Source organism: Bacillus sp. VA13 (genome assembly GCF_055710085.1).
In genome coordinates this window covers 325,191-346,143 of record NZ_JBVQPP010000003.1, presented here as the reverse complement: position 1 = coordinate 346,143, position 20,953 = coordinate 325,191, and the positions used below count along the sequence as shown (strand labels likewise).

Annotated in this window: 28 protein-coding genes and 1 riboswitch; of the genes, 19 read left to right on the top strand and 9 right to left on the bottom strand. The window is 45.5% G+C overall.

What is annotated here, in order from left to right; translation table 11 throughout:
- Positions 1-4 precede the first annotated feature (4 nt).
- Positions 5-577 carry a CYTH domain-containing protein gene (locus AC0C66_RS13730; RefSeq protein WP_014113380.1) on the bottom strand — a complete coding sequence of 191 codons (573 nt, stop codon included), beginning with the start codon at positions 575-577 and terminating at the stop codon, positions 5-7.
- 123 nt (positions 578-700) lie between these two features.
- On the opposite strand from AC0C66_RS13730, the gene AC0C66_RS13725 reads away from it, so the two are divergent.
- The 4 genes from AC0C66_RS13725 to AC0C66_RS13710 are packed head-to-tail and all read left to right on the top strand — an operon-like array spanning position 701 to position 3,463.
- Positions 701-1,066 carry a UPF0738 family protein gene (locus AC0C66_RS13725; RefSeq protein WP_072182811.1) on the top strand — a complete coding sequence of 122 codons (366 nt, stop codon included), beginning with the start codon at positions 701-703 and terminating at the stop codon, positions 1,064-1,066.
- Positions 1,067-1,094: 28 nt separating this feature from the next.
- Entirely contained in the window at positions 1,095-1,730 is a 636-nt protein-coding gene (yjbM, locus tag AC0C66_RS13720; RefSeq protein WP_019713982.1) for a GTP diphosphokinase, read from the top strand.
- A gap of 18 nt (positions 1,731-1,748) precedes the next feature.
- The gene (locus AC0C66_RS13715) at positions 1,749-2,549 is read left to right on the top strand and encodes an NAD kinase (protein ID WP_003224622.1); all 801 of its coding nucleotides are present in this window, start codon (positions 1,749-1,751) and stop codon (positions 2,547-2,549) included.
- Between the two features lie 14 nt (positions 2,550-2,563).
- Positions 2,564-3,463, top strand: coding sequence for an RluA family pseudouridine synthase (locus AC0C66_RS13710; RefSeq protein ID WP_072182812.1), 900 nt, complete (start codon positions 2,564-2,566; stop codon positions 3,461-3,463).
- A 12-nt stretch (positions 3,464-3,475) separates the two neighbouring features.
- Here the strand turns inward: AC0C66_RS13710 and prpE are convergent, their stop codons facing one another.
- Complete coding sequence (gene prpE / locus AC0C66_RS13705) at positions 3,476-4,210, bottom strand: bis(5'-nucleosyl)-tetraphosphatase PrpE (RefSeq protein ID WP_014113384.1); 735 nt, start codon at positions 4,208-4,210, stop codon at positions 3,476-3,478.
- 233 nt (positions 4,211-4,443) lie between these two features.
- Here prpE and AC0C66_RS13700 point away from each other — a divergent pair, with 233 nt between their 5' ends.
- From AC0C66_RS13700 to cotO, 10 genes are all read left to right on the top strand, one after another.
- Entirely contained in the window at positions 4,444-6,288 is a 1,845-nt protein-coding gene (locus tag AC0C66_RS13700) for a monovalent cation:proton antiporter family protein (RefSeq protein WP_014113385.1), read from the top strand.
- A gap of 61 nt (positions 6,289-6,349) precedes the next feature.
- Positions 6,350-6,458: riboswitch (TPP riboswitch) on the top strand.
- Positions 6,459-6,539: 81 nt separating this feature from the next.
- Positions 6,540-7,247: a thiaminase II gene (gene tenA / locus AC0C66_RS13695; protein ID WP_072182813.1), complete on the top strand. Its 708-nt coding sequence runs from the start codon at positions 6,540-6,542 to the stop codon at positions 7,245-7,247.
- The gene (tenI, locus tag AC0C66_RS13690) at positions 7,225-7,842 is read left to right on the top strand and encodes a thiazole tautomerase TenI (RefSeq protein WP_072182825.1); all 618 of its coding nucleotides are present in this window, start codon (positions 7,225-7,227) and stop codon (positions 7,840-7,842) included. The genes tenA and tenI overlap by 23 nt, the downstream gene beginning before the upstream one ends.
- On the top strand, positions 7,826-8,935 hold the full coding sequence (gene thiO, locus AC0C66_RS13685; protein WP_088679498.1) for a glycine oxidase ThiO: 1,110 nt from the start codon (positions 7,826-7,828) through the stop codon (positions 8,933-8,935). The genes tenI and thiO overlap by 17 nt, the downstream gene beginning before the upstream one ends.
- Positions 8,935-9,135 (top strand): sulfur carrier protein ThiS, encoded by a 201-nt coding sequence (gene thiS / locus AC0C66_RS13680; RefSeq protein WP_072182824.1) that lies wholly within the window; start codon positions 8,935-8,937, stop codon positions 9,133-9,135. Before thiO ends, thiS begins: the two co-directional genes overlap by 1 nt.
- On the top strand, positions 9,132-9,902 hold the full coding sequence (thiG, locus tag AC0C66_RS13675; RefSeq protein ID WP_072182815.1) for a thiazole synthase: 771 nt from the start codon (positions 9,132-9,134) through the stop codon (positions 9,900-9,902). Before thiS ends, thiG begins: the two co-directional genes overlap by 4 nt.
- Entirely contained in the window at positions 9,899-10,909 is a 1,011-nt protein-coding gene (thiF, locus tag AC0C66_RS13670) for a thiazole biosynthesis adenylyltransferase ThiF (protein WP_072182816.1), read from the top strand. Before thiG ends, thiF begins: the two co-directional genes overlap by 4 nt.
- Before the next feature lie 17 nt (positions 10,910-10,926).
- A complete protein-coding gene (gene thiD, locus AC0C66_RS13665; RefSeq protein ID WP_061188372.1) occupies positions 10,927-11,742 on the top strand; it encodes a bifunctional hydroxymethylpyrimidine kinase/phosphomethylpyrimidine kinase in 816 nt (271 codons plus the stop codon).
- Between the two features lie 136 nt (positions 11,743-11,878).
- Positions 11,879-12,655, top strand: coding sequence for an enoyl-ACP reductase FabI (gene fabI / locus AC0C66_RS13660; RefSeq protein ID WP_072182817.1), 777 nt, complete (start codon positions 11,879-11,881; stop codon positions 12,653-12,655).
- A 100-nt stretch (positions 12,656-12,755) separates the two neighbouring features.
- Positions 12,756-13,439: a spore coat protein CotO gene (gene cotO, locus AC0C66_RS13655; protein ID WP_072182818.1), complete on the top strand. Its 684-nt coding sequence runs from the start codon at positions 12,756-12,758 to the stop codon at positions 13,437-13,439.
- A gap of 91 nt (positions 13,440-13,530) precedes the next feature.
- On the opposite strand, the gene cotZ is transcribed toward cotO, so the two are convergent.
- The 5 genes from cotZ to cotV all read right to left on the bottom strand — a co-directional run bounded on the left by cotZ (position 13,531) and on the right by cotV (position 16,101).
- Positions 13,531-13,980 carry a spore coat protein CotZ gene (cotZ, locus tag AC0C66_RS13650; protein WP_014113394.1) on the bottom strand — a complete coding sequence of 150 codons (450 nt, stop codon included), beginning with the start codon at positions 13,978-13,980 and terminating at the stop codon, positions 13,531-13,533.
- A 127-nt stretch (positions 13,981-14,107) separates the two neighbouring features.
- The gene (gene cotY / locus AC0C66_RS13645) at positions 14,108-14,596 is read right to left on the bottom strand and encodes a spore coat protein CotY (RefSeq protein WP_014113395.1); all 489 of its coding nucleotides are present in this window, start codon (positions 14,594-14,596) and stop codon (positions 14,108-14,110) included.
- Positions 14,597-14,746: 150 nt separating this feature from the next.
- Entirely contained in the window at positions 14,747-15,256 is a 510-nt protein-coding gene (gene cotX, locus AC0C66_RS13640) for a spore coat protein CotX (RefSeq protein ID WP_061188374.1), read from the bottom strand.
- A gap of 94 nt (positions 15,257-15,350) precedes the next feature.
- The gene (locus AC0C66_RS13635) at positions 15,351-15,674 is read right to left on the bottom strand and encodes a spore coat protein (protein ID WP_072182819.1); all 324 of its coding nucleotides are present in this window, start codon (positions 15,672-15,674) and stop codon (positions 15,351-15,353) included.
- A gap of 40 nt (positions 15,675-15,714) precedes the next feature.
- The gene (gene cotV / locus AC0C66_RS13630) at positions 15,715-16,101 is read right to left on the bottom strand and encodes a spore coat protein CotV (RefSeq protein ID WP_061188376.1); all 387 of its coding nucleotides are present in this window, start codon (positions 16,099-16,101) and stop codon (positions 15,715-15,717) included.
- Positions 16,102-16,256: 155 nt separating this feature from the next.
- Between cotV and yjcA the strand changes: the two genes are divergently transcribed.
- The 4 genes from yjcA (at position 16,257) to spoVIF (ending at position 17,727) form a co-directional block, all read left to right on the top strand.
- Entirely contained in the window at positions 16,257-16,613 is a 357-nt protein-coding gene (gene yjcA, locus AC0C66_RS13625; RefSeq protein WP_061188377.1) for a sporulation protein YjcA, read from the top strand.
- 280 nt (positions 16,614-16,893) lie between these two features.
- A complete protein-coding gene (locus tag AC0C66_RS13620; protein ID WP_072182820.1) occupies positions 16,894-17,100 on the top strand; it encodes a hypothetical protein in 207 nt (68 codons plus the stop codon).
- An 81-nt stretch (positions 17,101-17,181) separates the two neighbouring features.
- Positions 17,182-17,340 (top strand): YjcZ family sporulation protein, encoded by a 159-nt coding sequence (locus tag AC0C66_RS13615; protein ID WP_014113402.1) that lies wholly within the window; start codon positions 17,182-17,184, stop codon positions 17,338-17,340.
- A gap of 132 nt (positions 17,341-17,472) precedes the next feature.
- Positions 17,473-17,727, top strand: a complete 255-nt coding sequence (spoVIF, locus tag AC0C66_RS13610; protein ID WP_072182821.1) for a sporulation-specific transcription regulator SpoVIF — start codon at positions 17,473-17,475, stop codon at positions 17,725-17,727.
- A 72-nt stretch (positions 17,728-17,799) separates the two neighbouring features.
- On the opposite strand, the gene AC0C66_RS13605 is transcribed toward spoVIF, so the two are convergent.
- Positions 17,800-20,079: an ATP-dependent helicase gene (locus AC0C66_RS13605; protein ID WP_139026442.1), complete on the bottom strand. Its 2,280-nt coding sequence runs from the start codon at positions 20,077-20,079 to the stop codon at positions 17,800-17,802.
- A 119-nt stretch (positions 20,080-20,198) separates the two neighbouring features.
- Here AC0C66_RS13605 and AC0C66_RS13600 point away from each other — a divergent pair, with 119 nt between their 5' ends.
- Positions 20,199-20,453, top strand: coding sequence for a hypothetical protein (locus AC0C66_RS13600; protein WP_003224670.1), 255 nt, complete (start codon positions 20,199-20,201; stop codon positions 20,451-20,453).
- Positions 20,454-20,526: 73 nt separating this feature from the next.
- Here the strand turns inward: AC0C66_RS13600 and AC0C66_RS13595 are convergent, their stop codons facing one another.
- Complete coding sequence (locus AC0C66_RS13595) at positions 20,527-20,949, bottom strand: GNAT family N-acetyltransferase (RefSeq protein WP_072182822.1); 423 nt, start codon at positions 20,947-20,949, stop codon at positions 20,527-20,529.
- Between the last annotated feature and the right edge of the window lie 4 nt (positions 20,950-20,953).

Sequence of the window (20,953 nt, the reverse complement as noted above, 5' to 3'; positions counted from 1 at the left end):
CACCTTATATAGACTTTCGTTTTTCTTCATAAAAACGCAGAATTTTATTTTTGGTTTCGCGCTGAGGAATGCTGAATTGCTGAAGCAGCTTCTCAAAGGCTTGTTTGCCCTCATGCCAGTCTGCCGCCTCAAATTCGATTTCATAGTCCTCTTTATTTAAATATCGGCTATGGTCTAAAACTATTAAGCCTTTTTCTGTTTCTTTTTCCGCGCGGTTTGTTGCTAAAGATCCAAAGTACTGAATGGCATCTGTATCGATCTGAAGCTTGTGCAGCTGGTCCTTCACAGGGCCTTCGGGAACTGAAAAGCCAGTAAGGTCTGATACCTCTGAAAGCCGCTGGTGCGTTTCCAGAAGCCCTACATCTGCCGGTTCTTTTAACGTCAGGACATACTCTCCGTTTTTTCTGCGGATTCGCAGCGCAGCGTGTTTTTGTTTCAGCGCAAAGCTGCCTGTGTCAAAATAATGATTCTTTTGATCTGTAAAATCTTTTTCTGTCAGCTTGAGTGCGGCTGTTATGGTTTCAAATTCTTGTTTGGTCAGCATGTTTTTAAATTCTATTTCAATTTCTTGGCTCATGATGCTCTTCCTTTCCGCCCTGTAAATCTTATTTTTACTATTATCTCTTTAGATGTTAGGTTTATCAATATCCAGCTTGATATGATAAAATGAATCTGTACTTTGTTTAAAAAGGAGAGCATTATGCAAAACAGAATCGAAATCTTGAACGCAACATTATCGGATGATCAGCTTCGCCTTGCCTGTGAGACGGAAGGAAACGAAGCAGAACGCAAGCCGTCAGGTCAAATGCTTGTTGATTCTGACCACTTTGCTTTTGTATACATACTTGAATTAGCTGATTCTTTTGAATATGTCATTATAAAGGAACATGTATGGCCGGAACTGAAGCAGGCCCATGTACAAAGAATCCCGATTGTTTTAGAGGCCGGAGGCAAAACCATTGAACTGGCAGGCCTGCATGAGGAACTGGAGTATCTTTTAGAAAATATTAAAGATAATGCAAACTACGGAGAAATGGAAGAAAAAGTGAAACGCGTGTTTTTATAGAAACTGGTTCGGAATTGGGGGATGTATGATGGATGACAAACAATGGGAGCGTTTTTTAGTGCCTTACCGCCAGGCTGTCGAAGAGTTGAAAGTGAAACTCAAGGGGATCCGCACATTATATGAATACGAGGATGACCATTCTCCGATCGAATTTGTGACCGGGCGCGTCAAACCTGTGGCGAGCATACTTGAAAAAGCGAGACGGAAAAGCATACCGTTACATGAAATTGAAACCATTCAGGATATCGCAGGCCTTAGAATCATGTGCCAATTTGTCGATGACATCCAAATCGTAAAAGACATGCTGTTTGCCAGAAAAGATTTCACCGTTGTGGATCAGAGGGATTATATTGCGGAACATAAAGAGAGCGGGTACCGGTCATATCATCTTGTTGTGCTATATCCTTTACAGACGGTGTCCGGAGAAAAGCATGTTCTTGTGGAAATACAGATCCGTACGCTGGCGATGAATTTTTGGGCGACCATTGAGCATTCATTGAATTATAAATACAGCGGAAACATTCCTGAAAAAGTAAAATTAAGGCTTCAGCGTGCTTCTGAAGCGGCTTCCCGGCTTGATGAAGAGATGTCGGAGATCAGGGGTGAAGTACAGGAAGCTCAAGCTGCCTTTTCAAGAAAGAAAAAAGGAAGCGAGCAACAATAGGTAAAGGGGAAGAAAAGCATGAAATTTGCCGTATCATCAAAAGGTGATCAAGTTTCTGATACGCTGAAAAGCAAAATACAGGCGTATTTGTTGGATTTTGATATGGAACTGGATGAAAATGAACCGGAAATCGTCATTTCAGTTGGGGGCGATGGAACGCTTTTGTACGCTTTTCACAGATACAGCGACCGCTTGGACAAAACAGCATTTGTCGGCGTTCACACGGGTCATCTGGGGTTTTATGCCGACTGGGTTCCTCATGAAATTGAAAAACTTGTTCTCGCGATTGCGAAAACGCCGTATCATACCGTCGAATATCCGCTTCTCGAAGTGATTGTGACCTATCACGAAAACGAGCGGGAAGAAAGATATTTAGCATTGAATGAATGCACGATTAAAAGCATAGAAGGAAGCCTTGTGGCTGATGTGGAAATCAAGGGACAGCTCTTTGAAACCTTCCGGGGCGACGGCCTCTGCCTATCAACGCCATCCGGCAGCACCGCCTACAATAAGGCGCTGGGCGGAGCGATTATCCATCCGTCTATTAGAGCGATCCAGCTTGCGGAAATGGCTTCTATTAATAACCGCGTATTCCGGACGGTCGGATCGCCGCTGCTTCTCCCTTCCCATCATGATTGCATGATTAAGCCGAGAAACGAAGTTGACTTTCAAGTGACGATTGACCATTTAACCCTTCTTCATAAGGATGTAAAGTCGATCCGCTGCCAGGTTGCATCCGAAAATGTGAGGTTTGCGAGATTCCGTCCGTTTCCATTTTGGAAAAGAGTCCAGGATTCGTTTATCGGAAAAGGTGAATAGAAAGAGGACGTATCGTGGATCATTTTTTTATCAGAAAGAACATTACTTCCGCTGAAAACGGGGTAACTCTAAAAGATTATGCCGCTGAACTGGGAATTTCGAAACGTCTGCTGACCGATATCAAGTTTGGCGGTGGAGACCTGCTTATCAACGGTGACCATGTGACGGTCAAATACGTTTTGAGAGAGGGAGATCTTCTTGTCGTCAAGTTTCCTAAGGAACAGGTAAGCGAGACGCTATTGGCAGAGCCTGTTCCGCTCGATATCCTGTATGAGGATGAACATGTACTTGTGATAAACAAGCAGCCGTATGTGTCATCTATCCCTTCAAGAGAGCACCCATCCGGCAGCATTGCCAATGGAATTATCCATCATTATCAAAAAAACGGAGTGAGGTCGACGGTTCATCTTGTCACCCGGCTTGACCGGGATACATCTGGTGTCATGCTTGTTGCCAAGCATCGCTTTGCCCACTCCATTTTATCGTCAGCGCAAAAAAACGGGCTTGTGAAACGCCGGTATGCGGCAGTGGTCCACGGGCGGTTGACACGGGCGGAGGGAACAGTCGATGCTCCGATTGGCAGACATCCTGACAGTATTATTGAACGGACGGTGAGACCGGACGGCCAGAAGGCTGTTACTCATTTTTATGTCACATGCGCAAATGACGACATGACCTCGGTGACATTGCAGCTTGAGACTGGACGTACCCACCAAATTCGTGTTCATATGAGCTATCTCGGGCACCCGCTGTGCGGCGATACACTGTACGGCGGAACGAGGCGGGAAATTGGCCGCCAGGCCCTGCACAGCGAGCAGCTTTCATTTATCCATCCGCTGACACAGGAGAACATGACGTTTCATGCTTCACTGCCTCAAGATATGAAAGAACTGATAAAAGGAGAGAATCAATGATTCTCTCCTTTTTTATATGGGGCGAAATCTTGATTCGTCATAAGGCAGGGAACTTGGAACAGAGACGGTTTCTATTTCTGGAAAGCGAAAGCCTGTCAGTTTATTTCCGAACACGCAGCCTGTATCAATGTTGATGGTGCGATTGACCTTCCGAGGCTCTTTCACAGGTGTATGGCCGTATACGACCCAAGCCTTGCCGTTATAGGCTGCCGCCCAATCACGTCTGACGGGCCTGCCGTCCGGATACGTTTCACCCGTCACATCACCGTAAAGCACAAAGTCTTTCACTCTGCGGGTATATTTGCCGATATCGTCAGCCTTTATGCCAGCATGGGCGACAACTAATTCTCCGTTATGTAAGATGTCGTAAAGCGGCGCTGTTTCGTACAGCTTCATAAACTGTTCGCTTACTGCTGTTCTTTCTTCTTTAGAAAGTTCTTCAAGCTCTGCCGCTGTTGTTTCGAGACCATGCATCACTTTCACCGGATTTCCTTTTAAGTAGCGGAACAGCTTATTGCAATGATTTCCCGGGACATAACGTACAGCGCCTTTTTCGTAAGCGCCCGCTACAAAGCGGATGACCTCTATCGATTTGGGTCCTCTGTCGGTTAAATCTCCGGCAAAAACAAGCATCCTGCCTTCCTCGTGGACAGGTACTCCATTTTTGATCGTATAGCCAAGCTTTTGGATTAATGCAGTCATTTCGTCATAGCAGCCATGAATATCGCTGATTATGTCGTAAGCCATTCGGCATCCTCCTTACCAATGATTTTATTTATTATGATGCAAAGTGTTGTGAGTCATCACAAGCTTTTATGTGCAAATTATAGAAGAATCATTTTCTAAACAGGATTTAGACCATATTACTTTATTTTTTATCATCACCCTTGTTAAAATCGCGTTATGTTTTTTTAAAAATTGAGGTTTTGTTCTTTGATTAAGAACTGGCATAACCCTGATCTAAAAAGGAGGTTCTGATTATGGCGCATACATCTGTCGCATCTTTAGTTGTTGTACTTATCGTTGCATTTTTGACACCCATCCTTTTGCATCGGTTTAAACTCAGCATCCCGGTTGTTGTTGCTGAAATCATTATGGGATTGATCATAGGAAAAAGCGGCCTTAATTTAGTTGTGGAGGGTGACACATGGCTCCAGACGCTTTCTATGCTCGGATTTATCTTTTTAATGTTTTTAAGCGGGCTTGAAATTGATTTTTCATCGTTTGAGAAAGGAAAGAAAAAGCAGCTTATGCCGAACGGCAAAGAAGCGCCTAATACGTTTGCTGCGGCATCTATTATCTTTGGCGGTATTTTTATTTTATCATTGCTGCTGTCTTATGGGTTCGTCTTGGCAGGATTTATCGAAAATGCATTCTTAATGACGCTTATTATTTCAACGATTTCATTAGGCGTTGTCGTTCCAACGTTAAAAGAAGAACGAATCATGAATTCAAATATCGGGCAGATTATTTTGCTCGTTGCTGTTATTGCTGATTTGGCTACGATGATTCTTCTTGCTGTTTTTTCCTCTTTATACGGAGAGGACAGCGGAAACATGTGGCTTCTGATGATCCTGTTTGCAGCCGGAGTGGTGCTTTACTTTTTCGGCCGGGTCTTCAAACATCGCTCTTTTGTTCAATCCATGTCAAAAGGGACGATCCAGATCGGAACGCGCGCGATTTTTACGTTAATTATCGTACTCGTTGCCCTGTCTGAATCACTTGGGGCAGAAAATATTCTCGGCGCTTTCTTAGCAGGGGTTCTCGTTTCCCTTCTTTCACCAAACAAAGAACTTGTTCAGCAGCTGGATTCATTCGGCTACGGGTTCTTAATTCCGATTTTCTTTGTGATGGTCGGTGTGAAGCTGGATATATGGACCCTTTTCCAAGATCCGAAAATATTAATCATGATTCCACTTCTGCTTTTGGCGCTGTTAGTCAGCAAAATCATTCCTGTCCTGTACTTGAAGAAGTGGTATGATAACCGAACCGTTTTGGCATCTGGTTTCCTGCTGACATCAACGCTTTCGCTCGTGATTGCCGCTGCGACAATCGGCCAGCAGCTTCACGTGATCAGCGCAAATATGTCAGGAGCGCTGACGTTAGTAGCCGTCATTGCCAGTATTTTTTCGCCGGTCTTCTTTAAAAAATTGTACAAACGGGAGGAGCAGCCGGAGGAGAAAAAGACGATTACGTTTATCGGTGCAAACCAAATGACATTGCCTGTTACTCTTGAACTGCCGGAGGAAGAGTATGATGTGCGTGTTGTACACGTATACCAAGAGAATGCGGAGGAAAAGCTGTCAGAATCAGTATTTACTGTCGAAACGATTTCTGACTATGAACACGAGACGCTTGAATCACTCGGCATTTTTGATACGGATATCCTCGTTGTTGCGACAGGGAATGAAGACATGAATGCGGACATTGCATTACTTGCAAAAGAAAAAGGCACAGAAAGAATCATTGCCAGCGTAGGATCACCGGAGAATGAAGCAGCTCTGAAGGAGCAGGGAATCAGCATCTTTTCTATTCTGTTGTCAACAAAAACACTGCTTCGCGCTCTGATAGAAGCGCCTGGAGTCATGAGGCTTCTCACGAACCAGGAGTCTTCGCTGTATCAAATTAATATGGAAAACAGCACTTACGACGGTGTGATTTTGCGGGAATTCCCTTTAACAGGCGACGTCATCTTTGTCAGGATTTTCAGAGGTGTGGATAGCATCGTTCCACATGGGGACACAAGGCTGAAACTGGGAGACCGCTTAATTGTTACCGGATCTCGCGGGTACGTAACGGAGCTTAAGAAAACATTAGAAGGATAAACCTTGACCAAATAGGGATTCGTGTTAATATAGAGGTGCAGAACAATTCAATATGTATTCGTATAACCACTAGGGGTGTCCTTCATAAGGGCTGAGATAAAAGTGTGACTTTTAGACCCTCATAACTTGAACAGGTTCAGACCTGCGTAGGGAAGTGGAGCGGTATTTGTGTTATTTTACTATGCCAATTCCAAACCACTTTTCCTTGCGGGAAAGTGGTTTTTTTATTTATCAGACAGGGGGAATGACGTGTGAAGTTTTCAGAAGAATGCCGCAGTGCAGCCGCAGAATGGTGGGAGGGGAGTTTTGTCCATCCGTTCGTTCAGGGAATCGGTAATGGAACGCTTCCGATTGACCGTTTTAAATACTACGTGCTTCAGGATTCTTATTATTTAACGCATTTTGCGAAGGTGCAATCGTTTGGCGCCGCTTATGCGAAGGACCTTTATACAACGGGACGGATGGCAAGCCACGCCCAAGGTACATATGAGGCGGAAATGGCGCTTCATCGCGAGTTTGCGGAGCTGTTGGAAATCAGTGAGGAAGAGCGTAAGGCGTTTAAGCCGTCTCCTACGGCATACTCTTATACATCCCATATGTACCGTTCGGTTTTGAGCGGGAATTTTGCTGAGATCTTAGCTGCCCTGCTGCCATGCTACTGGCTTTATTACGAGGTAGGTGAGAAATTGCTGCATTGTGATCCGGGGCATCCGATTTATCAGAAGTGGATCGGCACATACGGCGGTGACTGGTTCAGACAGCAGGTCGAAGAGCAAATCAATCGGTTTGATGAGCTGGCGGAAAACAGCACGGATGAAGTGCGCGCCAAGATGAAAGAGAATTTTGTTATTTCCAGCTTCTATGAATATCAATTTTGGGGAATGGCCTATCGAAAAGAAGGCTGGTCCGACCGCGGCATAAAAGAGGTGGAGGAATTTGGAGCTTCACGCCATAACTGATGACTGCAAGCCGGTTGAAGAGTTAGCGAGAGCCATCATAGCTATTCGGAATGAAGTTGATTTTATACACATTCGGGAACGGTCAAAATCGGCGGCCGACATTTTGAAACTGCTCGGGCTTATTTCCGAAGGCGGTGTTGATAAGCGAAAACTGGTCATGAATGGGCGGGTGGATATTGCGCTTTTTTCTACGATTCATCGCGTGCAGCTGCCGAGCAGCAGCTTTTCGCCGAAGCAGGTCAGAGCCAGATTTCCTCACCTTCATATCGGTCGGTCGGTGCATTCGCTTGAGGAAGCGGTTCAAGCAGAAAAGGAAGACGCTGACTACGTGTTGTTCGGCCATGTGTTTGAAACGGATTGTAAAAAGGGTCTTGAAGGCAGAGGTGTGTCATTGCTGTCAGATATCAAACAGCGGATTTCCGTCCCGGTTATTGCGATCGGCGGAATGACGCCGGACAGATTAAGAGACGTAAAACGAGCAGGAGCAGACGGTATTGCAGTCATGTCGGGAATTTTTTCTTCCGCTGACCCTTTGGAAGCTGCCAGACGATATTCCCGCAAGCTAAAGGAGATGCGCTATGAAAAGGCATTATGATGCAGTTGTCATTGGAGGCGGAATTATCGGTTCCGCGATTGCTTATCATTTAGCAAAGGAAAACAAAAACATCGCATTGTTTGAAAGTGGAACAATGGGCGGCAGAACAACAAGTGCTGCTGCCGGAATGCTGGGCGCCCATGCCGAGTGCGAGGAACGTGACGCGTTTTTTGACTTTGCCATGCACAGCCAGCGTCTGTACAAAGGTCTTGGAGAAGAGCTTTACACATTATCCGGTATTGATATCAGACAGCATAACGGCGGTATGTTTAAGCTTGCGTTTTCTGAAGAAGACGTGCAGCGGCTGAGGAAGATGGATGACTTGGATTCTGTCAGCTGGCATACAAAAGAAGAAGTTTTAGAAAAAGAGCCGTATACGTCTGGTGACATTTTCGGGGCAGCCTTTATTCAAGATGATGTGCATGTTGAGCCTTATTTTGTTTGTAAGGCATATGCGAAAGCAGCGAAAGCGCTTGGGGCGGAGATTTTTGAGCATACTCCTGTCCTGCATGTCGACCATGACGGTGAAGCGCTGTCCATCGAGACGCCGAATGGTAACGTATGGGCGGATCATGTCGTGGTTGCCAGCGGGGTGTGGAGCGGAATGTTTTTTAAACAGCTTGGGCTGAACAATTCATTTTTCCCTGTAAAAGGGGAGTGCCTGTCTGTTTGGAATGATGATATACCGCTGATAAAAACACTTTACCATGACCATTGCTATATCGTACCGAGAAAAAGCGGCAGACTGGTTGTCGGCGCGACAATGAAGCCAGGTGACTGGAGTGAAACACCGGATCTTGGCGGATTGGAATTGATAATGAAAAAAGCAAAAACGATGCTGCCGGCCATTCAGAATATGAAGGTGGATCGTTTTTGGGCAGGACTGCGGCCGGGAACAAAGGATGGGAAACCGTACATCGGCAGACACCCTGAGGACAGCCGTATTTTATTTGCGGCGGGCCATTTCAGAAATGGGATTCTGCTCGCTCCGGCAACGGGCGCTTTGATCAGTGATCTCATGATGAATAAAGAGGTCAATCAAGACTGGCTGCACGCATTCCGAATTGATCGCAAGGAGGCGGTTCAGATATGATGCTACAGCTGAACGGTAAAGACGTGAAGTGGGAAAAAGACACAGGTACAATTCAAGACCTGCTGGCGTCTTATCAGCTTGAAAATAAAATTGTTATCGTTGAAAGAAATAAAGAAATTATCGGCAAAGAACATTATCACGAGGTTGAACTTTGTGATCGCGATGTTATTGAAATTGTCCATTTTGTAGGAGGCGGATGAGCATGTTAACAATTGGCGGGAAATCATTTCAATCAAGATTGTTGCTGGGCACGGGGAAATACCCATCGTTTGAAATTCAAAAGGAAGCGGTGGCCGTTTCCGAGTCTGATATTTTAACATTTGCTGTGCGGAGAATGAACATCTTTGAAGCGTCTCAGCCTAATTTTCTGGAACAGCTTGATTTATCCAAATATACGCTTCTGCCGAATACAGCGGGCGCCAGCACCGCTGAAGAAGCGGTCCGGATTGCAAGATTGGCAAAAGCGTCAGGGCTTTGTGACATGATTAAAGTCGAAGTCATCGGATGCAGCCGTTCTTTGCTGCCTGATCCTGTTGAGACATTAAAAGCGTCCGAACAGCTTCTTGAAGAAGGCTTTATTGTGCTCCCGTACACGTCGGATGACGTTGTACTGGCAAGAAAACTGGAAGAGCTTGGCGTGCATGCCATCATGCCGGGGGCATCTCCGATCGGATCGGGGCAAGGAATCTTAAATCCTTTGAATCTGTCATTTATTATTGAACAGACAAAAGTGCCGGTCATCGTGGACGCCGGCATTGGATCGCCTAAAGACGCGGCATACGCAATGGAGCTTGGAGCGGACGGCGTACTTCTCAATACGGCTGTATCAGGCGCGAATGATCCTGTGAAAATGGCGCGTGCCATGAAGCTCGCAGTGGAAGCAGGGCGCCTTTCTTATGAGGCGGGGCGCATTCCGCTTAAGCAATACGGAACGGCAAGCAGTCCGGGAGAAGGTCTTCCTGTATGACGGACAGGTACTCCAGACAGGAGCTGTTTGCTCCGATCGGCCCAGCCGGCCAGAAGAAATTGAAAGAAGCGCGCGCCGTGATCATCGGCGCCGGCGCGCTTGGAACAGCGAGTGCTGAAATGCTGGTCAGAGCAGGAGTCGGCTCTGTGAAAATTGCCGACAGAGATTACGTTGAATGGAGCAACCTCCAGCGCCAGCAGCTGTATACAGAAGATGATGTCAAAAAAGAAATGCCGAAAGCGGCCGCTGCTGAGCATCGTCTCCGTTCGATTAACAGCGATGTCGATGTGACTGGCCTTGTCATGGATGTGACAGCGGAAAATATCTTCGAGCTGATTAAGGGCGCTTCGATCATTGTGGATGCGGCTGATAATTTTGAAACCCGCCTGATCGTAAATGATGCTGCGGTCAAAGAAGGGATTCCTTTTCTCTACGGCGCCTGTGTAGGGAGCTACGGCCTCACCTTTACCGTAGTGCCGGGATCAACCCCCTGCCTGCATTGCTTGCTCGATACACTTCCGATTGGCGGAGCGACATGTGACACAGCCGGCATCATCAGTCCGGCTGTTTTGCAGGTAGCGATCTTTCAGGTGACAGACGCGCTGAAGCTGCTGACGGGAGAGGAGTGCGAGCCAGTGCTGCGCTCTTTTGACTTGTGGAAAAACGAACGGTCAGAGGTGAGAGCGGCGGGTCTCAAACATGACGCATGCCCAAGCTGCGGCACAAAGGATTTTCCGTTTTTGTCATATGAGAACCAAACAAAAGCGGCTGTATTGTGCGGCAGGAACACGGTGCAAATCAGATCATCCTTTACAAAAGAAGCGGATCTTGAAGGGCTTGCCGGTCAGCTGAAGCAAGCAGGGCTTGAAGTAGCCGCGAACCCGTATTTAATTTCCTGCCGCTCGGATGATATGAAAATGGTGCTGTTCCGGGACGGCAGAGCATTGATCCATGGAACAAATGATATTGCCCGGGCAAAATCTATTTATCATAAATGGATTGGGTAATAAAAGGAGTGTAATGTATGAGTATATATAAAGCATTGACAATCGCCGGCTCTGATTCAGGCGGCGGCGCAGGGATACAGGCCGATATTAAAACCTTTCAGGAGCTTGATGTTTTCGGAATGTCTGCGATTACGGCGGTAACCGCCCAAAATACGCTTGGCGTCCATGGGGTGTATCCGCTGACTGTAGAGGCACTGAGACAGCAAATTGACGCTGTTGCCGAGGATTTGAAACCGGACGCCGTAAAAACGGGAATGCTCTGGAATGCCGAAATGATTGAAGAAGTGGCGAGAAAAATTGACGAGTACGGGTTTAACCGTGTGATTGTTGATCCGGTTATGATCGCAAAGGGCGGTGCATCCTTGCTGCACGATGAATCAGTTGCTACCTTAAAAGAGCTGCTCATACCGAGGAGCTACGCGATTACGCCGAATGTTCCGGAAGCAGAAACGCTGACAGGAATGACAATCCGCTCGCTGGATGACCGAAAAAAAGCAGCGGAGCAGCTCGTAAAGATGGGAGCTCAGCATGTGATTATCAAAGGCGGGCACCAGCCTGAGGACAATCACATTACTGACCTTCTTTTTGATGGAAACATGTTTATGCAAATCAGCCATCCTTATATCGATACGGAGCATACGCATGGCACGGGCTGTACCTTTGCTGCGGCTTTAACGGCTCAAACAGCTAAAGGAGACAGCATCCATCAGGCATTCGAGGTTGCGGCCAACTTTGTCCGCGAAGCGGTGGAAAATACGCTCGGCATCGGATCGGGACACGGGCCGACAAACCATTTCGCCTTTAAACGAAACAGCTTAAAAACAAGCCAATGAGATCACCAGCGGATGGTGGTCTCTTTCACGTTTGTCCATCGTATGCGCTTTTCATCTGGACAAGGTTATGATATGATAGGAATTAAGATCAGGTACTAATACTATGTCTTTATAAAATATAGGAGGCTTTATACATATGAATTTTTCACTTGAAGGCCGCAACATTGTTGTGATGGGGGTAGCCAACAAACGCAGTATCGCGTGGGGAATTGCGCGCTCTTTACACGAAGCGGGTGCACGTTTGATTTTCACATACGCAGGAGAACGCCTTGAGAAATCTGTTCACGAGCTTGCCGGAACGCTAGAACGCAATGATTCCATTATCCTTCCTTGCGACGTAACAAACGACGCGGAAATCGAAACTTGCTTCGCAAGCATTAAAGAGCAGGTCGGTGTGATCCACGGTATCGCGCACTGTATCGCATTTGCCAACAAAGAAGAGCTCGTCGGCGAATACTTAAACACAAATCGTGACGGTTTCCTTTTGGCTCATAACATCAGCTCATACTCTCTGACAGCAGTTGTGAAAGCGGCACGTCCAATGATGACTGAAGGCGGAAGCATTGTCACTTTGACTTACCTTGGCGGAGAGCTTGTGATGCCGAACTACAACGTCATGGGTGTAGCGAAAGCTTCTCTTGATGCAAGTGTGAAATACTTAGCTGCTGACTTAGGAAAAGAAAATATCCGCGTTAACAGCATTTCTGCCGGCCCGATCAGAACATTATCTGCTAAAGGCATCAGCGATTTCAACTCCATCTTAAGAGACATTGAAGAGCGTGCGCCGCTTCGCCGCACGACAACACCTGAAGAAGTGGGCGATACAGCTGCGTTCTTATTCAGCGATATGTCCCGAGGCATTACAGGTGAAAATCTTCACGTTGATTCAGGTTTCCATATCACTGCCCGCTAAGCAGGATCTATGTCAAGCAATCCCGAACAGGGATTGCTTTTTTATTTCTTCTGATTTTCAGCTTTCTGTCATATAGATAGAATATGACACAATCGGAGGGATGAAGATGTCTAATAAGAAAAGAAACGCGGATAAAAAACCGCTCATGTATATTGTTCAGCCGGATTATGCAGAAACAGCAAGGTCATCCATGCAGGAGATTGTCATCAAAAAAAAGGCCAATAAACCCGCTCCGCCAAAAGCAGAGGAAAAGCCGGCCTACCATGAGAAACAGCAGGAGGAAGCCGTGGCAAAGGAGGTCCAGCAAGCAGACCAAAAGCCTGCAGCTGAGCCAGTGAGTCAGCAAACACAAGAGGTGAGAGAGCCAGAGAACACAAAGAACCAGCAGGAGCAGGAAGCAGAGCCGCAGGCCATTGAAGAAACCGTCGAACACGAGCCTCCGAAAGCAGAAAAAAAGGAAGAGCCTGCGCTTGAGGCCCGGAAGCCTGAAAAAGAACCGGAAGCTGTCCACAGTGCTGATAAAGCGGAGGAAAAAGCACCGCCGGCACGAAAAGTGAAAAAGCCGATGAGCAAGATGACGATTCATGAAAAAATTGATTTTTTAACAAAGCTGCCTCATAACATGCCGAGAGCGCTTTGTTTGATTGAAGCCAATGGAAGAACGTACAGGGGCGTGATTGTCGGAAGAAGAAATGATTCCGTCCTGCTCCGGACGACTGGAAACGGTGCGCCGACTGAACTGTCGATTGATGAAATCACCTCTTTGCATCCGCTCGGTTTTTAATGAAATGAAAAAAGCTGCCCGGCAGATCTTCCCGGACAGCTTTTTTACATAGAGAAAAGCCTGCAGGCCTGCAAGCTTTTCCAGCTTATGATTAATGGTGATGATGCGTGCGATTGATTAATCGTGGATTTAAGCAGTTGATTGCGCAAAAGCAGTCTAAGTCCACTTCAATGCAGTAGTTCGTTTTTTCAAGTCGGAACACTTCACAAACCGTATCTGTATCGGTGAAGTCCAAAATGTGTTTGTGTTCGTCAAATGCGATTAATAATGACAGTGTTGCGCAGCTGTCATGAACTTTTTCTACTCTGAAAAATACTGTATTAAAGCAAGGGCCGTTATCGAGTTCGCCGACATTTCCGAAGGCCACTAAGGGCTTTGATTTTGATGTAAATATTGCAAAAGGCACTGTATCGCCTAGCGAATGGGTTGGTGACAAGAGCTTTGAATGGCAGCTTGTCGGGCAATCCTCTTCAACAGCGTGTTGCAGTTCTTCAATATTTTCTACAGCTTCACGCACGCAGCATGATGTTTTCTGGCTCATATTATCCCTCCTGCCTTATAAATTTGAGACTGGCGAAATGATGGAGAGTCAGCTGCCTCACGCTGGAAGCAGCTGAATAATTTGCACCTGTAATAGAGTTTGGAAGGGGATTCCTCTTTACAAGTGTTTATCCATTGTGATGATGCTTTTTATCTCTGTTAGGGGATGTTCTGTCAACTAACTCTGGCGACAGGCACTGAATGGCACAGAAGCATCCAAGATCCACTTCAATGCAGAAATCTGTTTTTTCAAGCCCGAAGAAATCCGGGTCGCAAGGGTGGCAAACACTTAAGGTATCGCCTTTGACATCGACCGGGCGTAAAATAGACAGTGTTGCACAGCAATCGCATAATTTTTCGACGCGGAAGAAAATGGATTCAAAGCATTGCATATCATCCACAAATCCCCCCACGTTTCCGAATGTGGAGAACAATCCGCCTTTTTTATCAAAAACGAGAAACGGAATTGTGTCTTTTCCAGCAATCGTAGGGTTTAAAAGGTTGGTATAGCAGCCAGTCGGACACTGTTCTTCAACTGCCTCCTGCTCTGCTAAAATCTTTTCCACTGCATCGCATACACAGTTCTCATGCCGGCCATGGGTTTTTCCGCAGCTCATTGATTTCAGCTCCTTCTTTATAGGGTATTTGACTTTAGTCCTTAACAACATATGTACCCGTGCCCCACTTGGTGTGGGTGAACGTCTATATATTCATCATATGCTTGGAAAATAAGAAAAAGCAGAGCGTTTTAGCTCTGCTTTTAGGTCCTAGAGGATAAGCGTAATAGCCAGGACAGCGATAAGAACGTTTGTTGCTGTAGAGATCAGTACTGCGATATCGGCATCTACTGTTGTAACGTTTACGCCGCGGGAGCATTCGATAAGAAGTTTTTGGCGGTTTACTTGCTTGTTGGCTGTCAGCTGCAATAAATCTTGTGCAACTAGTTCGGCAATAACACCGTCTGCAATTGAGGTAAGAGCTACTGTTAGGACAGCTGCATTAAGTGCTGTTACAACTGATGCTACGGCTTGAACGTCTGTAGATGAAACGTTGATGTCACAAGAGTCTCTGATAATAATTGTCTCATCGGAGACTTGTTTGTTGAGATTCGCCTGTGCAAGATCTTGATTGATAAAAGCATTGTCGTTGCCGAATCCATTGCCATTGCAGCAAATATCGCAATTGCATTTTCTGTCTTCTTTTTCTTTCTCTTTGTGATCTAACGGATGGTCACAGTCAGGATCAAGTGCAACCCAAGAATACGGTCTGCTTTCCATATCTATTCCTCCTTTTCTTTTACTGTTATTAAATGAGCGAGCCTCTTACTTTGACTGAGGCATATATCCTGATGAAGAACCCTATTTTTTATGATTAGTTTGAATTGTTATTGTTTTGGCGTCTTTGTCTGAGCTGTTCAAGAAGCTGCTCTCTGCGGCTAAGCGGTTTATCGCTCTTTTGCTCTTGCACAGCTGCTTCTTCTTTTTTCTTCTTTTGTTTTTCAGCTAGCTCCGCTGATTTCGCTTGCAAGTCTTTTACCATATTCAAAAGCATTTCCTTTTCTTCATCTGATACTTTTTTCATTTTGTCTTTCGTGATGCCGTGTTTAACAAATATATTTTGAACCAGCATTTTCATCATCGGATCAACTTCCGGAAGCTTTTCAAGTTCTTCTTTGATTTTATCGTTATCTGACATTTGTTTTCACCTCGACTTTTAAGTTTGTGAAAAGAAAGGATTAAAGGACGTCAAGTTCAAGGAGAATGCTGTTTAGCACCTGAAGCAAAAGTTGTACAAAGATTATTATTTCATCGGCAGACAAAGTAATCTTGATATTTCGGCTGTTGATAATTTTAATGATGGTTCTTTTTTTGATTTGGGAGTTATCGAGAATGAGTATTTCGCTTGCCACTGTGTCAGCCAAATCCTCGTCGGCGATGACGAGCTGTGTCACCAGGATAATCAATGTTGTAGCCAAGGCTTGTATAGAAAGGGCAGCTGTTATATGTGACGTATCTATTGTGATATTTTCGCAATCAATGACTTCGATCTGCTGTTCGAATTCGCTTGATAATTGCTCAAATATTTCAGGATGCAGAGATTCAACTTCTTCTTCAAATGACATAACCTTCACTCCTTTCTTATCCATACTGTATATAATGCAGAAGAGGTGCAGAGCGGAATAAGAAAAATAACCAATTTTCAACAGGACAAGATACAAATTCATGAAAGCTAGGGTTTCTGCATATATGTGAAGGGGATGACGAAAGGAGTGAACAAGTGGTTATCAATTGGCTGTCTCTTTTCCTTCTTTCGCTTGCGGTCTTTCGGCTCGCTCGGCTGCTGGTGTTTGACACGATTATGGCGCCGCTTCGCAGCCTGTTTCATGAAGAGAAGGAGGAAAAGGATGCAGACGGGAACATTGAAACGTATATCGTCATTAAGGGAACAGGTGTAAGGGCGTTTATTGGTGAATTACTGAGCTGCTATTGGTGCACAGGCGTGTGGTGCGCCGGCTTTTTGATTTTATGCCAGGCATTAATCCCGCAAATTGCCCAGTGGCTGATTTTGCTTCTGGCGATCGCCGGTCTTGCCGGTATTATTGAAACACTTGTATCAAAATGGCTGCAGGAATGAGGCGTTCCCACCAGCAACTTTTCACTAGCATCCGCATAAAGTAGCATATATGACATAAGGAAAGGAAGGGACCATAATGAATCAAATCAATAAACCTTCCCAAAAAACTCCATATACGGATTCATCGTCTCAATCAAAAAAGATCAAAAAGAAAGGCTGCGGGTGCGGAAAGAAAAAGAAAAAACCTCAATAACCTGGCAAAGAAACCGGAGATTTCCGGTTTTTTGTTTTTTTAACGGAGTGGTCTCACTCAGCATATATCATGAGTGGGGGGATGCCAGTGAATGAGTTTGAAAAATGGATAGACGGGAGATATGAAGCTCACGAACAAAAGCAAAAAGAGCATGAAGACACTATGAGCAGTATCAGAAAAGACTTGGATGCATTTGATGAAGCCGGTTTGGCGTTTGAAGAGGAGATTGAAGAACTGGCTGAAAAAACTGAAGCCTTGCTCAAAAAACACAAGGCTCAGTACGAACAATCATAAATCCGCAAACGCCCTATGCGAATATCCAAGCCGATTAAGGCTGCACACATAGTGTATAGAGAGTAAAGGAGGTGCTTATCTATGGGCTTTGGATACGGATTCGGAGGAGGCTACGGCGGCTGCGGCTATGGCGGCGGTTATGCTGGCGGTTACGGCGGCGGCTATGGTTCAACATTTGTTCTTTTAGTCGTATTGTTCATTCTCCTTATCATCGTGGGTGCATCTTTTTATAACTTCTAAGGTTTATTGAGGGAAGTACGGGTGATGTCCCGTACTTCCTTGCCTTGTGTTCATTTTTTATTTTTGGAAAAAGCACATTGAACAATGGGTATTCATACAATACTGTATCACTCCGCCAAAAGGAGGCGTATTATGGATAATCAATTTTTTAAGAACATCGAAAAGAAAACAGGTGTCAATATGCAGGATGTCATGAATCTTGCCGGCTCCCTTCAAAACGCCAATTTTAAAGACGAAAACACAGTCCGCAGTGTCATTAAGCGCGTAGCGCAGCTGGCAAACAGACGCGTGCCGAAAGAATTAGAAGATAAGATTGTTCAGTCCATTACAAGCGGAAAAGAAAAGCTTGATTTTAGTACGATTTCTAAAATGTTGGATAATAAATAAGCAGAGGGCCTGGCTGACTCATTTCAGCGGGCCTTTTTTATAGAAAAAACCCGGCAGATCACTGCCGGACTGTTAGTTATGCAAGGGATGTCTTGCTTGCTGTAAAAGAGGATATAAAAATCTTGAACGGTGGGCCGTTTTGCCGCGCCTGTTTGCGGGACAAGACAAATATAAATGCTGTTTGGCCCGGGTCATGGCGACATATAAAAGGCGTCTTTCTTCCTCAAGAGGAGCTTCATCTCCTTTTCTCGCTGTTTCTAATGAGAAATCGTGCGGAATCGAGCCATCTACCGTGCCTAACACGTAGACGGTTTTGAATTCAAGCCCTTTTGACCGGTGAATGGTCATCAGCTGAACGCCATTTTCATCCGTTCTGTTTTTCTCAGCGGCTCTCATATGGTCTACGTGGGCGAGAAAATCAGGAATCGTTTTGAACTTCTTGGCGACGACCTTGATGTCACGCAGGTCATCGGATCCTTTTTCCAGCTTGTTGCTCTCATTGCCCCGTTTTTTTAAATACTCGGAGAAGCCCATTTTTCCTTCTGCAAAGGTGATCGCTTCCACCGGCTTCATTGTGCGGAGGCTTGCGAAAAACGGTACGATCTTCTTGATTTTGTCCAGCTGGAATGGCTTTAGATCAGGCAGTTTGGCCAGCGCTTTAATCATGGAGCAGTCCTCGGTAATCGAGAGCGCCTTCAGCGTGTTCAAAGCGGACTGTTTTAAGAACAAGGCTGGCAGCAAGTGCTTAATCGCCTCAGTGTCATCCTCATTTTGGCTGGCGTACAAGTATGCGAGAATCTGGCGGACGATCCGTCTGCTGTAAAACGATTGGACGCCGCGGTCTGCTGTATACGGAATTGACGATTGATGAAGCCTCTCATATATAGCACGGCCTCCGCTGTTTGTGCGGTAGAGAACTGCAAAGTCTTCAGGGCTTGCCCCGTTTTGAATTTTTTCTTTGATATCGGAAACGACCATTGTTGCTTCTTCCTCTTCGTCATAAGGATAAAACAGCACAGGGACCTGGACGTCATCACGCGCCGCTTCAAGCATTTTGGCATACCTGTTTTTGTTCTTTTTCACGACGATATCAGCACTGGAGACGATCGGGTGCGTAGACCTGTAGTTCGCGGTTAAATAGATCGTCTTCGCTCCAGGGTAATCCTTTTGAAAATCAAGAATAAAAGACGGATTGCTTCCGCGGAATGCGTAGATAGACTGGTCATCGTCACCGACGCAGCACAGGTTTTGCTCCGGGCTTGCCAGCATTTGCATGATTTTATATTGAACCGGGTTAATGTCCTGAAACTCATCAATTAAGATATAAGTAAACCGAGATTGATATTGTTCCAGAAGATCCGGCCGATCGATAAACAATTCATAGCAGGCTGAAGCCATGTCATCAAAATCAAATTGGTTGTGCTCTTTTTTCTGGCGTTCATAATGTTCATATAATCGATAGACTTGTTTTTCCCACTCATCTTGTAAAGGGATGCGTTCATTCGGCACATAAGTGTTTTTCCAGAAACCAATCTGCTGCAGGGCCTGATCAACAGGGAACTCCTTCTCATCTATACCTTCTTCATAGAGTGCTTTTTTGATATATTGTTCCCGCTGCCACTCCATTTTCAGCAGATGCTCGCCGTTCCATTTAGCAGAATCATAGTGATACAAAATCTTATAAAACAAGCTGTGGAATGTTCCGGTGACAAGTCTTCTCACTTTTGCAGGCTGTAATCCGTACTGCTTCGCCATACGCTCTTTCATTTCGGCGACGGCTTTTGTCGTAAAGGTGACAAGCAGCATGTTTTCCGGCGGTATGCCTAAGTGTTCAATCATGTGGGCGGCGCGAGCCGTTAGCACCCGTGTTTTCCCGCTTCCCGCACCTGCAAGCACTAGCAGCGGGCCTTCCGTTTCCGTGACAGCTTTCAGCTGATCCGTGTTCAAGCCGACAGACGGAAATAGATTCGTATCAGGTTCTATTGTTTTTTGAACAAATGGTGTTCCGGGTTTAATGCTTCTCGGCCGCTTCCATTCAGTGACAGCTGGAGACGATTCAGCAGCGATCGCTTTTCCCTTGGGCAAACGAAAGACACCGGATTCCTGATCGTCTTCTTTTTTCTCCTCTTTAGCGGGTTTCGTTTCGCAGGCTTCCTCACATGCCGGAAAATGGCCTGGCTGGCGGTGGATAAACTCCGGCGGATCGGCGATATTGAGCCTTAACAAAACGGGTTTTCCGCAATGAGAACAAAATAAATGTCCTTTTATTCCTTCTTCAAAGAGGAATTGGTAATGTTCTCTCGAATATGTATGTAAATGTATAGTTCGATCATTCAGTCGGGCGCATTTCAAACAGGGATCCTCCCAATCAAAAAAAGGTGTTCATTACAGACAAAGACTATCATATCAAAAGAAACGTGTTTCAAAAAGTAAGTTTAAGGGAAAAGAGACAGCAGAAGGGTGGGTATCGTATGATATATGCAGGTCAAATTCAGAACCAGCAATACGCTCAATATGCAAATAGAACGATTGGACATAAGCAGGATTACGCCGGAACCGAAAAAATCAACTATGTCTCGTTTCAGCGGGTATACAAGGAACTTGAAAAGCAGCAGGAGAATCAAACGGCCGCTGAAAGAAAAGTAAACGAGACAAAACGTAAGCGCTCTCTTTATAAGAGATTGCGAGAAAAAGGAATGGGCACTTATATTAATCGATATGTATAAAAAACCGTTCACATCAAGAGAACGGTTTTTTATGTGCGGAAAAAATCCGGATCTCAATAGACCCGGATACTGTTTAGTCGTTAATCATTTGTAAGTGGGGAATGCCGGCATCGAGAAATTCTTTTTCAGAAAGCACGCGATACCCGTGTTTCTTGTAAAACGGCACAGCCTGCGTTTGCGCGTTTAAAATGAAACCGGAAGCGCCGCCGTCTGCCGCCGCTTTTTCGAGTGCCTTCATAATGATGCCGCCGACACCGGAGGAGCGGTGGCTTTTCAATACGCAAATCCGCTCTAACTTGCCGTAGCCGTCCTTCATACGCCATCTTCCGGCGCCGACAGGCTTTCCGCCGTCATACACGACGATATGCTCCGACTCATTTTCAAGTTCGTCAATTTCTTCTTCAGCAGGTACGTTTTGTTCTTTGACAAAGACTTCTTTTCTTACATAAAATGCATCTTTCATTTGTTTTTCATTTTTTGCGATAACTGCTTCCAAACGA